Source organism: Pseudomonas sp. E1MeOHC2 (assembly GCF_058745025.1).
Map to the genome: position 1 here is coordinate 4,493,408 of NZ_CP196675.1, position 13,095 is coordinate 4,506,502.

At 61.6% G+C, this 13,095-nt stretch carries 14 protein-coding genes and 2 tRNA genes; 11 read left to right on the forward strand and 5 right to left on the reverse strand.

The window, feature by feature from the left end:
• Window positions 1-25 precede the first annotated feature (25 nt).
• From galU to ACSSU5_RS20375, 5 genes are all read left to right on the forward strand, one after another.
• Entirely contained in the window at window positions 26-865 is an 840-nt protein-coding gene (gene galU / locus ACSSU5_RS20355; protein WP_492559641.1) for a UTP--glucose-1-phosphate uridylyltransferase GalU, read from the forward strand.
• 97 nt (window positions 866-962) lie between these two features.
• Window positions 963-2,318, forward strand: a complete 1,356-nt coding sequence (gorA, locus tag ACSSU5_RS20360) for a glutathione-disulfide reductase (protein WP_264309270.1) — start codon at window positions 963-965, stop codon at window positions 2,316-2,318.
• A 285-nt stretch (window positions 2,319-2,603) separates the two neighbouring features.
• Window positions 2,604-3,167, forward strand: coding sequence for an alkyl hydroperoxide reductase subunit C (ahpC, locus tag ACSSU5_RS20365; protein WP_428632760.1), 564 nt, complete (start codon window positions 2,604-2,606; stop codon window positions 3,165-3,167).
• 124 nt (window positions 3,168-3,291) lie between these two features.
• Window positions 3,292-4,854 (forward strand): alkyl hydroperoxide reductase subunit F, encoded by a 1,563-nt coding sequence (gene ahpF, locus ACSSU5_RS20370; protein WP_492559642.1) that lies wholly within the window; start codon window positions 3,292-3,294, stop codon window positions 4,852-4,854.
• 59 nt (window positions 4,855-4,913) lie between these two features.
• Window positions 4,914-5,102, forward strand: coding sequence for a hypothetical protein (locus ACSSU5_RS20375; protein WP_264309267.1), 189 nt, complete (start codon window positions 4,914-4,916; stop codon window positions 5,100-5,102).
• A 5-nt stretch (window positions 5,103-5,107) separates the two neighbouring features.
• Here ACSSU5_RS20375 and ACSSU5_RS20380 read toward each other — a convergent pair whose 3' ends face one another.
• From ACSSU5_RS20380 to nhaR, 3 genes are all read right to left on the reverse strand, one after another.
• Window positions 5,108-5,755: a YceH family protein gene (locus ACSSU5_RS20380; RefSeq protein ID WP_264309266.1), complete on the reverse strand. Its 648-nt coding sequence runs from the start codon at window positions 5,753-5,755 to the stop codon at window positions 5,108-5,110.
• Between the two features lie 88 nt (window positions 5,756-5,843).
• Window positions 5,844-7,055, reverse strand: a complete 1,212-nt coding sequence (gene sstT / locus ACSSU5_RS20385; RefSeq protein ID WP_264309265.1) for a serine/threonine transporter SstT — start codon at window positions 7,053-7,055, stop codon at window positions 5,844-5,846.
• 82 nt (window positions 7,056-7,137) lie between these two features.
• Complete coding sequence (gene nhaR / locus ACSSU5_RS20390) at window positions 7,138-8,031, reverse strand: transcriptional activator NhaR (RefSeq protein ID WP_264309264.1); 894 nt, start codon at window positions 8,029-8,031, stop codon at window positions 7,138-7,140.
• Between the two features lie 135 nt (window positions 8,032-8,166).
• Here nhaR and ACSSU5_RS20395 point away from each other — a divergent pair, with 135 nt between their 5' ends.
• A complete protein-coding gene (locus ACSSU5_RS20395; RefSeq protein WP_264309263.1) occupies window positions 8,167-8,406 on the forward strand; it encodes a hypothetical protein in 240 nt (79 codons plus the stop codon).
• A gap of 28 nt (window positions 8,407-8,434) precedes the next feature.
• Entirely contained in the window at window positions 8,435-9,187 is a 753-nt protein-coding gene (locus ACSSU5_RS20400; protein WP_264309262.1) for a TerC family protein, read from the forward strand.
• A gap of 127 nt (window positions 9,188-9,314) precedes the next feature.
• Here the strand turns inward: ACSSU5_RS20400 and ACSSU5_RS20405 are convergent, their stop codons facing one another.
• A complete protein-coding gene (locus tag ACSSU5_RS20405) occupies window positions 9,315-9,494 on the reverse strand; it encodes a hypothetical protein (protein ID WP_264309261.1) in 180 nt (59 codons plus the stop codon).
• A gap of 166 nt (window positions 9,495-9,660) precedes the next feature.
• Between ACSSU5_RS20405 and ACSSU5_RS20410 the strand changes: the two genes are divergently transcribed.
• Complete coding sequence (locus tag ACSSU5_RS20410; RefSeq protein ID WP_264309260.1) at window positions 9,661-10,404, forward strand: peptidase C39 family protein; 744 nt, start codon at window positions 9,661-9,663, stop codon at window positions 10,402-10,404.
• A gap of 50 nt (window positions 10,405-10,454) precedes the next feature.
• On the opposite strand, the gene ACSSU5_RS20415 is transcribed toward ACSSU5_RS20410, so the two are convergent.
• On the reverse strand, window positions 10,455-11,738 hold the full coding sequence (locus ACSSU5_RS20415; protein WP_264309259.1) for an NAD(P)/FAD-dependent oxidoreductase: 1,284 nt from the start codon (window positions 11,736-11,738) through the stop codon (window positions 10,455-10,457).
• A gap of 201 nt (window positions 11,739-11,939) precedes the next feature.
• Between ACSSU5_RS20415 and ACSSU5_RS20420 the strand changes: the two genes are divergently transcribed.
• The 3 genes from ACSSU5_RS20420 (at window position 11,940) to ACSSU5_RS20430 (ending at window position 13,001) form a co-directional block, all read left to right on the forward strand.
• Window positions 11,940-12,016, forward strand: a tRNA-Val gene (locus ACSSU5_RS20420).
• 170 nt (window positions 12,017-12,186) lie between these two features.
• Window positions 12,187-12,263: transfer RNA gene (locus ACSSU5_RS20425), tRNA-Val, on the forward strand.
• Between the two features lie 168 nt (window positions 12,264-12,431).
• Window positions 12,432-13,001 carry an SPOR domain-containing protein gene (locus tag ACSSU5_RS20430; protein WP_264309258.1) on the forward strand — a complete coding sequence of 190 codons (570 nt, stop codon included), beginning with the start codon at window positions 12,432-12,434 and terminating at the stop codon, window positions 12,999-13,001.
• The last annotated feature ends 94 nt before the right edge of the window (window positions 13,002-13,095 follow it).

Below are 13,095 nucleotides of genomic sequence, written 5' to 3' on the forward strand. Positions count from 1 at the left end.
GCCTAGCCTTTGTTTAAGGACGTATATGATCAAGAAATGCTTGTTCCCGGCCGCCGGTTACGGCACCCGCTTCCTGCCCGCTACCAAAGCCATGCCCAAGGAAATGCTGCCGGTGGTCAACAAGCCACTGATCCAGTATGGCGTTGAAGAGGCGCTGGATGCCGGCCTGAACGAGATCTCCATCGTCACGGGTCGTGGCAAGCGCGCCTTGGAAGACCACTTCGACATCAGCTATGAGCTGGAAAACCAGATCAAGGGCACCGACAAGGAAAAATACCTGGTCGGTATCCGTCGTCTGCTCAACGAGTGCTCCTTCTCCTACACCCGTCAGACCGAAATGAAGGGCTTGGGCCACGCGATCCTCACCGGCCGCCCGCTGATCGGCGACGAGCCGTTCGCCGTCGTCCTGGCCGACGACCTGTGCGTCAACCCGGACGGTGACGGTGTACTGACCCAGATGGTCAAACTGTTCAAGCAGTACCGCTGCTCGATCGTTGCCATCCAGGAAGTCGACCCGCAGGAAACCAACAAGTACGGCGTGATTGCCGGCGAAATGATCCGCGACGACATCTACCGCGTGACCAACATGGTCGAAAAACCGGCCCCGGAAGACGCGCCGTCGAACCTGGCAATCATCGGTCGCTACATCCTGACCCCGGACATCTTCGATATCATCGCCAACACCGAGCCGGGCAAGGGCGGTGAAATCCAGATCACCGACGCCCTGCTGCAGCAGGCCAAAGATGGCTGCGTGATCGCCTACAAGTTCAAGGGCAAGCGTTTTGACTGCGGTGGCGCCGAAGGCTACATCGACGCGACCAACTTCTGCTTCGAGAACTACTACAAGACTGGCAAGGCTTACTGATAAGCCTGGCAGGTCTGAGAGCCACCCTTCGGGGTGGCTTTTTTGTTTGCGGCGGCCAACGGCGGTATGCTGGGCGCCAGCCTAGGAGACTGAATAAATGGCCTACGATTTTGATCTGTTCGTGATTGGTGCCGGGTCCGGCGGTGTGCGCGCAGCGCGTTTTGCCGCGGGCTTCGGCGCGAAGGTGGCGGTTGCCGAAAGCCGCTACCTGGGCGGTACCTGCGTCAACGTCGGCTGCGTGCCGAAAAAACTGCTGGTGTACGGCGCGCACGTCGCTGACGAACTGGAACAGGCTGCAGGTTTTGGCTGGACCCTGGAAGAAGGGCATTTCGACTGGGGCACCCTGATTGCCAACAAGAACCGGGAAATCGAGCGCCTCAACGGCATCTACCGCAATCTGCTGGTCAACAGCGGTGTGACCTTGTTGCAAGGCCATGCACGGCTGACCGGTGCCAACGAGGTAGAAGTCGACGGCCAGCGCTACACGGCCGAGCACATCCTCATCGCCACCGGTGGCTGGCCACAGGTGCCGGACATCCCAGGCAAGGAACTGGCCATTACCTCCAACGAGGCGTTCTACCTCAAGGCATTGCCACGTCGTGTGCTGGTGGTGGGTGGCGGTTACATTGCCGTCGAGTTCGCCGGCATCTTCCAGGGCCTGGGTGCCGACACCACCTTGCTCTACCGTGGCGACCTGTTCTTGCGCGGGTTCGACGGCTCGGTGCGCACGCACCTGAAGGAAGAGCTGGAAAAACGTGGCCTCGATCTGCAGTTCAACGCTGACATCCAGCGCATTGACCAGCAGGACGATGGCAGCCTCAAGGCCACCCTCAAGGACGGCCGCGAGCTGGTTGCCGACTGCGTGTTCTACGCCACCGGGCGCCGGCCGATGCTCGATAACCTGGGCCTGGAAAACACCGGCGTCGAGCTGGATGCGCGCGGTTTTATTCGTGTCGATGAGCAGTACCAGACCACCGCGCCGTCGATCCTGGCCATTGGCGATGTGATCGGTCGCGTGCAGCTCACCCCGGTGGCCCTGGCCGAAGGCATGGCCGTTGCGCGGCGTTTGTTCAAGCCGGAGCAGTATCGCCCGGTGGATTACCAGAACATCCCTACGGCGGTGTTCAGCCAGCCGCCGATCGGTACCGTCGGCCTGACCGAGGAGCAGGCGCTGGAAGCCGGCCATAAGGTGCAAATCTTCGAAAGCCGTTTCCGGGCCATGAAGCTGACCCTCACCGACATCCAGGAAAAGACCCTGATGAAGCTGGTGGTCGATGCCGAGACCGACAAGGTGCTGGGTTGTCACATGGTCGGGCCGGATGCTGGCGAGATCGTGCAGGGCCTGGGGATTGCGCTGAAGGCCGGGGCGACCAAGCAGCAATTCGACGAGACCATCGGCGTGCACCCGACGGCGGCGGAAGAGTTCGTGACCATGCGTACCGTTACCCGCTGATAATCGCGTGTGACGACACCACCCTGTGGGAGCGGGTTTACCCGCGAAGAATACAACGCGGTGTATGGCACCGGCTTTGCCGGTGTTCGCGGGTAAACCCGCTCCCACAGGGTTCTCCTACACAAAGCAGCAGCTGCGTTGTTCAGCGCTATCTCTTCTATTAATAAACCTTGGTTATAGCCAAAACCAATCAGCAGCATCAGCTTTGCCAATGAGCCTTCAGCGGGATGAACGGTTAGGATTCTCTCCATCAACTGATTCCAACCCCATGAAGGAGCGTCTCTCATGCCTATCATCAACAGCCAGGTCAAACCGTTCAACGCCACCGCCTTCCACAACGGCGAATTCGTTCAGGTAAGCGAAGCCGATCTGAAAGGCAAGTGGTCTGTCGTGTTCTTCTACCCGGCCGATTTCACCTTCGTCTGCCCAACCGAGCTGGGTGACCTTGCTGACAACTACGCAGAGTTCCAGAAGCTCGGCGTGGAAATCTACGGCGTGTCCACTGACACCCACTTCACCCACAAAGCCTGGCACGACACCTCGGAAACCATCGGCAAGATCAAGTACCCGCTGATCGGTGACCCAACCCACGTCATCTCGCGCAACTTCGATGTACTGATCGAAGAAGCCGGCCTGGCCGATCGCGGTACCTTCGTGATCAACCCGGAAGGCCAGATCAAGATCGTCGAACTCAACGACGGTGGTGTAGGCCGCGATGCCAGCGAGCTGCTGCGCAAGGTCAAGGCTGCCCAGTACGTTGCCGCTCACCCAGGCGAAGTCTGCCCGGCCAAGTGGAAAGAAGGCGAAGCCACCCTGGCGCCATCGCTGGACCTGGTCGGCAAGATCTAAGGCCATGCGCTACTCGTGGGCGGTAAGCAGCCGCCAAAGCTGAAGTACTTACTGCCCCGCCAAACGCCCGGGCGCTACTGCCTGGGCGTTTTTGTATCCGAAGATTGAAAAAGGAATCGCCCGTATGTTGGACGCCACGCTTAAATCGCAACTGAAAACCTACCTGGAGCGGGTCACCCAGCCGATCGAGATCGTTGCCTCCCTCGACGACGGCGCGAAGTCCCACGAATTGTATGACCTGCTGGTGGAAATCGCCGGCCTGTCGAACCTGATTACCCTGCGCGCGGATGGGGCCGACGCCCGTCGTCCTTCGTTCTCGCTCAATCGCCCAGGGGGTGACATCAGCCTGCGTTTCGCCGGCATCCCCATGGGCCACGAATTCACCTCCCTGGTGTTGGCGCTGCTGCAAGTCGGTGGCCACCCCTCCAAGGCCAGCGCCGAAGTGATCGAGCAGATCCAAGGGCTGGAAGGCGAATTCACCTTCGAAACCTACTTCTCGCTGTCGTGCCAGAACTGCCCGGACGTGGTCCAGGCGTTGAACCTGATGGCGGTGCTCAACCCCAACGTTCGCCATGTGGCCATTGATGGCGCGCTGTTCCAGGACGAAGTCGAAGCGCGCAAGATCATGGCGGTGCCGAGCGTCTACCTGAACGGTGAAGTGTTTGGCCAGGGCCGCATGGGCCTGGAAGAGATTCTTGGCAAGATCGACACCAGTGCCGGCACCCGCCAGGCCGAGAAGATCAACGCCAAGGACGCCTTCGACGTACTGGTGGTCGGCGGTGGCCCTGCTGGCGCCGCAGCCGCTATCTATGCCGCGCGTAAAGGCATCCGCACCGCTGTTGCCGCCGAGCGCTTTGGCGGCCAGGTGCTCGATACCCTGGCTATCGAGAACTTCATCTCGGTGCAGGAAACCGAAGGGCCGAAACTGGCCACTGCGCTGGAAGAGCACGTCAAGCAGTACGACGTCGACATCATGAACCTGCAGCGCGGTGAAGCGTTGATCCCGGCCACCGATGGCGGCCTGCACGAAGTGCGTCTGGCGGGCGGTGCCTCGCTCAAGGCCAAGACCGTGATTCTGGCCACTGGTGCCCGCTGGCGAGAAATGAACGTGCCGGGCGAGCAGGAGTACCGCGGTCGCGGCGTGGCCTACTGCCCGCACTGTGACGGCCCGTTGTTCAAAGGCAAGCGTGTGGCAGTAATCGGCGGCGGCAACTCTGGCGTGGAAGCGGCCATCGACCTGGCCGGCATCGTCGCCCAGGTGACGCTGATTGAGTTCGACAGCCAGTTGCGTGCTGACGCCGTGTTGCAACGCAAGCTGCACAGCTTGCCGAACGTCAAGGTGATCACCAGCGCGCTGACCACCGAAGTGCTGGGTAATGGTGAGAAAGTGTCCGGTTTGCGCTACAAGGATCGCACCACCGATGAGCTGCATGACCTGGCGCTGGAGGGCATCTTCGTACAGATCGGTCTGTTGCCGAACACTGACTGGCTGAAAGGTACGGTCGAGCTGTCGCCGCGTGGCGAGATCATTGTCGATGCCAAGGGCGCGACCAACATCCCCGGCGTGTTTGCTGCGGGGGACGTGACCACGGTGCCGTACAAGCAGATCGTGATTGCGGTGGGCGAGGGCGCCAAGGCTTCGCTGGCGGCCTTCGATCACTTGATCCGCACCTCGGCGCCGGCGTAAGCCAAGCGCACGCCTGAGGGTGTCTATCATTACCCCAGACACCCTCAGGAATCTCACCCATGACCCTGATCAGCCGCGAACCCTGGTGGCTAGTGCCACCCAAGCCCGGGCAAAAGGAGCAGGACCTGCACTGGGGCTACCTGGAAATCTACGCCGACGGCCGTACCGTGTTCGTCGACCAGCGCCCCAGCGATAAAGAACTGGCCGAGCGCAAAAGCTGCCGCAACTTCCCCGCCCCCGAGCACTGAAGGGCTTAGCCTTCGAGCTCGGCCAGGCGCGCCTCCAGCGCTGCAATCCGGGCTTCCAAGGCCTCTATGCGCTCTTCCGAAACACTCCCGCCACTGCTGCGGGCGCCCCCTTCCTGCTGGCGCGCGGCCAAAATCGCCTCGATTTCTGCCGGGTCGCCCAGTGCATGGGTATAGCGGTCTTCGCGTTGGCCTGCCTGGCGCGGCAGGTGCAGGGCCAGGTCGCGTGAAATCAGGCGTTCCAGCTGGTGCTGGATCTGTTCGGTGTCGTCGAAGTCGTGCAGGCGGTTGCTGCGGCTGAGCAGCTCGTTGAGGGTTTGCGGGCCGCGCAGGAACATCAGGCCCATCAGCACCAGTTGCGCCGGCACCAACTCCAGGGCCTTGTCCACGCGCTGCTCCCAGCGGTCGGCGCGGCTGCCCATCTGCAAGCGTGTCATGCCCTGGCCTTCGAGCGCGCGCAAGGCCTGGCCGACTTGGCCTTGGGTGAGGTTCATCACCGGCTCGCGGCTGGTCTTCTGGTTACAGGCCAGGACCAGGGCATTGAGGGTCAGTGGGTAGCTTTCCGGGCTGGTGGCCTGTTTTTCGATCAGCGAGCCGAGGATGCGGATCTCGGTGCTGTTGAAACGGCCTTCACCTGCGGTTTCGTGTTCTGACATGGCCCAGTCTCATTGCGAGGAAAAGGCCACTAGCGTAGGTAAAGCCGCTGAATTAGGCAATTGGGACCGCAACGCGGCCCCAGCATTCTCAAGCCCCGCGCCGCTCTTCAGCCTGGCACGCCGCCGCCGTGAACAGCACATCGGTCGAAGAATTCAGCGCAGTCTCGGCCGAATCCTGCAGCACGCCAATGATGAAGCCCACGGCAACCACCTGCATGGCGATCTCGCTAGGGATGCCAAAAAGGCTGCAGGCCAGCGGAATCAACAGCAGCGAGCCACCGGCCACACCCGACGCGCCGCACGCGCAGACGGCTGCCACCACGCTCAGCAGCACCGCCGTCGGCAGATCGACCGGGATGCCCAAGGTATGCACGGCAGCCAGCGTCAGGACGGTGATGGTGATCGCCGCGCCGGCCATGTTGATGGTCGCGCCCAGGGGGATCGATACCGAATAGGTGTCTTCATGCAGGCCAAGGCGCTCCGACAGCGCCAGGTTGACCGGGATGTTGGCCGCCGAGCTGCGGGTGAAGAACGCCGTGATACCGCTCTCGCGCAGGCACAGCAGGGTCAGCGGATAAGGGTTGCGGCGAATCTTCCAGAACACGATCAGCGGGTTCATCACCAAGGCCACGAACAGCATGCAGCCAATCAGCACGGCCAGCAGGTGCAGGTAGCCGAGCAGGGCATTCAGGCCCGACTGGGCGAGGGTGGCGCTGACCAGGCCGAAGATGCCCAGCGGGGCGAAGCGGATGACCACGCGCACGATCAGGGTCACGCCGTTGGACAGGTCCTCGACCACGGTGCGGGTGGTTTCACCGGCATGGCGCAGGGCCACGCCCAAGCCGATAGCCCAGGTCAGCACGCCGATGAAGTTGGCGTTGAGCAAGGCGTTGACCGGGTTGTCTACCGCGCTCAGCAGCAGGTTCTGCATGACTTCGGTGATGCCGCCCGGCGCACTCAGGGTGGCCTCGCCGGTACTCAGTACCAGGTTCGACGGGAACAGCATGCTGGCGACCACAGCCACCACGGCTGCGGCGAAGGTGCCCAGCAGGTAAAGCCAGAGGATCGGGCGGATGTGGGTTTCCTGACCGTGGCGGTGGTTGGCGATCGAGGCCATGACCAGGATGAATACCAGGATTGGCGCCACCGCCTTGAGGGCGCTGACGAATACCTTGCCGAGGAAGGCCAGGTCGCGGGCGACGTCGGGCGCCAGCAGTGCCAGGGCGATGCCGGCAAGCAGGCCGATGACGATCTGCGTCACCAGGCTGGTGCGGTTGAGGAGGCGGAAGACAGGGGTCATGTGCAGCGCAGTCTCGGTTTTTGAAAGGGCGGGACTTTACCACAGACCGCTGTAGGGCTTGCCGGCAATGAAGTCGGAAAAGTTACCAGTGAAACAGCTCCCGACGCGCCCCCTCGGTAATGGCCACGATGCCCGGGTGCTTGACCTTGCGCTCCACCGAAATGGCATAGAACGACTCATGTACCGCCTCGGTCTGCCCGATCAGTTCCACGCCATACTGGCGGCACACCTCCTCGGCGATAACGCTGGGCGCCACAAAAATACCGCTGCCCGATTGCCCAAACGCCTGCATCAGTGCGCTGTCATCGAACTCGCCAACGATGCGCGGCTGCACCTGTTGCTCGCCCAGCCAGCGCAACAAACGGCTACGCACCACTGTCTCCTGGCCCGGAATCAACAGCGGCGCATCCTGCAGGCAGGTAGGAAAAGGGCCAGCGTGGCGCTGCGCCAAGGCCTGGGTGGCAAAGAAACTCAGGCCGCACTCGCCCAGCTTCTGGCTGTAACCCTTGATGTCCAGGTGGTTAGGCATCGGGCTGTCGGAAATGACCAGGTCCAGGCGCTGGATCGCCAGGTCCGCCAGTAGCCGTTCGAGTTTGTCTTCCCGGCAGTTGATGCGCAGCACGTCGTCCAGCTCCATGGTCGGCGCCAGCAGGCGATAGACGATGGATTTGGGCACGACATCGGCCACGCCAACACGGAACAGGATCTGTTCCTGCGGGCCGGCGCGCAACATGGCTTCCAGCTCGCCACCGATCTGAAACATCTGCTCGGCATACACCAAGGTCTGGCGGCCGGTCTCGGTCAGCTCCAGTTGCCGGCCGACCCGTTGAAACAGTTCAAGGCCATAGGTCTGCTCGAACAGGCTGATCTGCCCGCTGATGGTTTGCGGTGTGAGGTTCAGCTGCTCGCTGGCACGCGCGATGCTGCCGGTCTTGGCCACGGCCCAGAAGTAATGCAGCTGGCGGTAGTTGAGCATCGGTGTGTTTCTCGATTCGTAAAAACCGAAGTATAACCGCTGAAAATACGAATTTTCCTGATGTATTGCCGTCTCTAGAATGCGACTCCATCAGGCGCCGTGTGCGCCGTCGGAATATCGACAAGCGAGGAACCCATGTTGCAGCTTAAATCCATCGGCACGCCTTTGGTGTTGGCCCTGGCCCTGTTCACCCTGGCCGGCTGCGATCAGGCCGAAAAATCCGCCCAGCAGATGCTCGACCAAGCCGCTCAATCGGCCAAGCAGGCCATCGACAAGACCAACGAAGCGGCCCAGCAGGCCCTGAGCGATGCCATCGGCAGCGAAGGCCAGCCGCCAAAAGATGCTGAAAAGAAAGAAAAGACCCAGGACATCTGACCCCAAGACCCGATGCAGGATTGATTAAATGGAATATTTGCTGGAACTCGCCGCAAGCCCGACCGCCTGGGTCGCCCTCGCCACGTTGGTGGCCATGGAGATCGTGCTCGGTATCGATAACCTGATCTTCATCTCCATCCTGACCAACAAGCTACCCCTGGAGTACCGCTCCAAGGCGCGGCGCATTGGTATCAGCATGGCCCTGGTCATGCGCCTGGCGCTGCTCAGCACGGTGGCCTGGATCGTCCAGCTGACTGAGCCGGTGATCGATGTATTCGGCCATAGCTTCTCGTGGAAGGACATGATTTTGATCGCCGGTGGCTTGTTCCTGCTGTGGAAGGCGACCAAGGAAATCCACGAGAACGTCGACCCGCATGGTGCCAAGGAAGAGTCCAAGGCCGGTTCCACCATCACCTTGGGCTTTGCCGCGGCCATTGGCCAGATCCTGCTGCTGGATATCGTCTTCTCGATCGACAGCATCATCACCGCCGTGGGCATGACCGAACACCTGCCGATCATGATCATTGCCGTGATCGCTGCTGTGATCGTGATGCTGGTGGCAGCCGACCCGCTGGCCAAGTTCATCAACGACAACCCGACCGTGGTGATGCTGGCCCTGGGCTTCCTGATCATGATCGGCATGACCCTGATCGCCGAAGGCATGGGGGCTCATGTGCCCAAAGGGTATGTGTATGCGGCGATGGCCTTCTCGACCTTGATCGAGGTCCTCAACATCATGGCCCGCCGGGCGCGGTTGAAGCGCGAAGCGGCTGAGGGTTGATTGAGGGAAGCGGGGCCACGTGGGAGCGGGCTTGCCCCGCGAACACCGGCGAAGCCGGTGCCAACCACCGCGTGGCCCCATTCGCGGGGCAAGCCCGCTCCCACAGGTAGACATCAAATACTTGAGTTTAATGTGCCTCCACATGCCGCCGCGCCCTGCGCCCAACCTGAGGTTTGGCGAGGCCCTGCGGTGGCAGGTGGTGCTGATGGGAATGACGCCGCACGATACGCAGTACACCCCACAGCATGGCGGCTGCGACGCTCAGCCACATACCCACCAACATGAGGATTGCCACGGTCAGGCTCATGTGTGCCTCCTTCTCTCGGGCCAGCGCGCTGTGAGCCAGGGCTCGCCTTACAGACACTGCTTTAGTCTAGCTCGCCCCTTGTGACGTTCCATTGACCAAAGGTCTATTGCTTGGTCCGATTGGCTACAAGCCAGTGTCGGACTATACCCGCGCACCCAGGGGCCCTATGATCGGTGCCCAGAGCCGGGCGCTGCCTGCCTGGCGTCGGAACAAGCGAGTGCCCATGCAGCAAGTTTCCTTAAAATCGCTGGCCTCAGCCCCGCGCCGGGCGCTGCTGGCGTGCCTGGTGGCGGCCAGCCTGGCCGGATGTGCCAGCGCACCGCCCGCAAGCCTCAAAGGCCTGCCGCAACGGGTCGAGATCAGCAGCGTGCCGTTCTACCGTGGCAACGCCAACCATAGCGGGGCCATGGCCCTGGCCGCGCTGCTTTCTCAGCAGGGCGCGCCCATCACCCCTGGTTTGCTGGACAAGCCGCTGAACCTGCCCCAGGGCGCCGAAACGCTGGACACCAGCATCCCCCGCGTGGCGCGGGACTACGGCATGGTGGTGTATGCGCTGGACAAGCAACTGGATGCGTTGCTAACGCAGGTGGCGGCGGGCAATCCGGTGTTGCTGCGTTACGAGGAGGGTTCGGCCTGGTGGAGCGAGCCACGCTACGCAGTGCTGATCGGTTATGACCGTTACAAGCAGCGGGTACTGTTGCGCTCAGGCATGCACCGTCGGCAACTGATGGCCTTTGACGACTTTGCCTCGGCCTGGGCCAAGCAGGGGAGTTGGGCAGTGCTGGTGCAGCCGCCGCGGCAATTGCCAGCCCAGGTAGACCGGCAACGTTGGTTGCAGGCTGCCGATGAACTGGCCCGCGCAGGGCAGGAAATCGCCGCGAAGCAGGCGGTGAACAGCCTGGGGCGGTAAGCAGTACACCGGCCTCTTTGCCAAGAGGCCGGTGCGATGTTACTGAGGCATCAGAAGCCCAGACGGTCACGCAGGCTGTAGTACCAGGCACCAATGGCGCTGAACGGTACACGCAGCATCTGCCCACCCGGGAACGGGTAGTGCGGCAGGCCGGCGAACGCATCGAAGCGCTCTGCCTGGCCACGCAGCGCTTCGGCCAGCACCTTGCCTGCCAGGTGCGTGTAGGTCACGCCGTGGCCCGAGCAGCCCTGGGAGTAATAGATGTTGTCGCCGATGCGGCCGACCTGAGGCAGGCGCGACAGGGTCAGCAGGAAGTTGCCGGTCCAGGCGTAATCGATCTTCACGTTCTGCAACTGCGGGAAGGCCTTGAGCATCTTCGGACGGATGATCGCCTCGATGTTTGCCGGGTCGCGCGCGCCGTAAACCACGCCACCGCCGAAGATCAGGCGCTTGTCGCTGGTCAGGCGGTAGTAGTCGAGCAGGTAGTTGCAGTCCTCGACACAGTAATCCTGCGGCAGCAGGGTACGCGCCAGTTCTTCGCTCAGTGGCTCGGTGGTGATCACCTGAGTACCGCACGGCATGGACTTGGCGGCAAGCTCCGGCACCAGGTTGCCCAGGTAGGCGTTACCGGCGACGATGATGAACTTGGCGCGCACTTTACCCTGTGGTGTATGAACGACCGGGTTGGCGCCACGCTCGATGCGAACGGCCGGGGTTTGCTCATAGATGATGCCGCCCAGCGATTCGACCGCTGCAGCTTCGCCCAGGGCCAGGTTCAGCGGGTGGATGTGGCCGCCGCTCATGTCCAGCATGCCGCCGATGTAGCTGTCGCACGCGACCACTTCACGGATGCGCTTCTGGTCCATCAGCTCAAGCTGGTTGTGGCCGAAGCGTTCCCACAGGCGCTTTTGCGATTCCAGGTGGCCCATCTGTTTAGAGGTGATGGCAGCGAACACGCCACCGTCTTTAAGGTCGCACTGGATGTTGTACTTGGCGACGCGCTCACGAATGATGCGGCCACCTTCGAACGCCATCTGGCCCAGCAGTTGTGCCTGTTTAGGGCCAACCGTGCGCTCGATCACGTCGATGTCGCGGCTGTAGCTGTTGACGATCTGGCCACCGTTGCGGCCAGATGCGCCGAAACCGACCTTGGCCGCTTCGACAATGCTGACCTTGAAGCCGTTTTCCAGCAGGAACAGTGCACTGGACAGGCCGGTGTAGCCGGCGCCAATGATGCACACATCGGTTTCCACCTCACCCTGCAGCGCCGGACGTGGCGGCACCGGGTTAGCCGAGGCGGCGTAGTAGGACTGGGGGTAGGGGGTGTTGGCCATGCTCGAGGAACCTCGTGTTTTATATTTTTAACGAATGTAGCGATGCTATCAATAATAATAAACACCCGCTAGTCGTCCGTTAAAAATCCTTTACCCGGCCGTCGCCGAGGCTTCTCTATAAAGAGGTTAAGATTCAGTAAGTTAGCGCGAAAAAAAGTGTTGACATGGTTTTTGGAATGCGTAGAATGCGCACCACACGACAGGCACATAGCTCAGTTGGTTAGAGCACCACCTTGACATGGTGGGGGTCGTTGGTTCGAGTCCAATTGTGCCTACCAAATCGAAAAGGGGTGATCCGCAAGGGTCACCCTTTTTTCATTCTGGTACGGTTTTGCCGGTCGGGAAGGGGTGTGAAGCAGCCCCCAGGGTCAATTACCAAAGTTTTTGATTTTTCTGAAAAAAAGCTTTACAGGTACGCATTCGATGTCTAATATGCGCACCACACGACAGGCACATAGCTCAGTTGGTTAGAGCACCACCTTGACATGGTGGGGGTCGTTGGTTCGAGTCCAATTGTGCCTACCAAACAAAGTCCCGATCTTCGGGCAATGAAAAGGGCGATCCGAAAGGGTCGCCCTTTTTGTTTGTGCCTGAAAAAGCCTTACCGGCGTGTAACGCGCTGTATCAGCGTGGACGTCGGCGGCCGAGTGCCGCCATGTTAGACTCCGCCCCTTCGAATCTGGAGGTACACGCGTGCGCAAACTGGCTGTGGTAATGGCAGTGCTCGCCCTGGCGGGCTGTGAGAACGAGGTCGAAGGCGTGCACAAGCAGGTGGCCGAGCACCTGCACAACCCCAAGACCGCCAAGTTCGGCAACGTGCGGATCGACACGCAAGGCACCCTCTGCGGCCAGGTCCGCGGCAAGGACGACGCCGGGCAGTACGAAGCCTACCGCAGCTATGTGGCAATCAAGCGTGATGGCCAATACGAGATCATCGTCGACGACAGCGGCAACAACCTGCGCATCCGCGAGCTGTGCGGTGGCGCCGACCTGCAGCGCCGCGCCGAGGCGCTGGCCGGTGAGCCGGCCCCTGAAGGCTGGGATGTCGAAGTGGTGCAGGGCGCGAACATGGGCGCATTGAGCGACATGACCGCGCGCCTGATCGAGAAGGGCATTCCGTCTTCTGTCGAGTACCGCAACGGTAAGCCGGTTGTGCTGATGGGGCCGTTCCCGACCAAGGAAGAGGCCGAGGCGCGCAAGGCCGAAGTGATGGCCAAACTGGGGACCGACTCGGTGGTTATCCAGCACGGCGCCCAGCGTTAACCCCGCAACGCGATCCGCCAGGGCGTCTGCGCCGGCCTCTTCGCAGCACAAGGCTGCTTCTGCAAAGGGTGGGCGTGATACCCCCGTGCGGGCT

What these genes read in the sequence shown, in the direction of transcription:
- galU (WP_492559641.1), top strand. Translation starts at nt 26, where the DNA reads ATGATCAAGAAATGCTTGTTCCCGGCCGCCGGTTACGGCACCCGCTTC.
- ACSSU5_RS20400 (WP_264309262.1), top strand. Translation starts at nt 8,435, where the DNA reads ATGGAATATTTGCTGGAACTCGCCGCAAGCCCGACCGCCTGGGTCGCC.
- ACSSU5_RS20410 (WP_264309260.1), top strand. Translation starts at nt 9,661, where the DNA reads ATGATCGGTGCCCAGAGCCGGGCGCTGCCTGCCTGGCGTCGGAACAAG.
- ahpF (WP_492559642.1), top strand. Translation starts at nt 3,292, where the DNA reads ATGTTGGACGCCACGCTTAAATCGCAACTGAAAACCTACCTGGAGCGG.
- ACSSU5_RS20415 (WP_264309259.1), bottom strand. Translation starts at nt 11,738, where the DNA reads ATGGCCAACACCCCCTACCCCCAGTCCTACTACGCCGCCTCGGCTAAC.
- ACSSU5_RS20405 (WP_264309261.1), bottom strand. Translation starts at nt 9,494, where the DNA reads ATGAGCCTGACCGTGGCAATCCTCATGTTGGTGGGTATGTGGCTGAGC.
- ACSSU5_RS20380 (WP_264309266.1), bottom strand. Translation starts at nt 5,755, where the DNA reads ATGTCAGAACACGAAACCGCAGGTGAAGGCCGTTTCAACAGCACCGAG.
- ACSSU5_RS20375 (WP_264309267.1), top strand. Translation starts at nt 4,914, where the DNA reads ATGACCCTGATCAGCCGCGAACCCTGGTGGCTAGTGCCACCCAAGCCC.
- ahpC (WP_428632760.1), top strand. Translation starts at nt 2,604, where the DNA reads ATGCCTATCATCAACAGCCAGGTCAAACCGTTCAACGCCACCGCCTTC.
- gorA (WP_264309270.1), top strand. Translation starts at nt 963, where the DNA reads ATGGCCTACGATTTTGATCTGTTCGTGATTGGTGCCGGGTCCGGCGGT.
- nhaR (WP_264309264.1), bottom strand. Translation starts at nt 8,031, where the DNA reads ATGCTCAACTACCGCCAGCTGCATTACTTCTGGGCCGTGGCCAAGACC.
- sstT (WP_264309265.1), bottom strand. Translation starts at nt 7,055, where the DNA reads ATGACCCCTGTCTTCCGCCTCCTCAACCGCACCAGCCTGGTGACGCAG.
- ACSSU5_RS20395 (WP_264309263.1), top strand. Translation starts at nt 8,167, where the DNA reads ATGTTGCAGCTTAAATCCATCGGCACGCCTTTGGTGTTGGCCCTGGCC.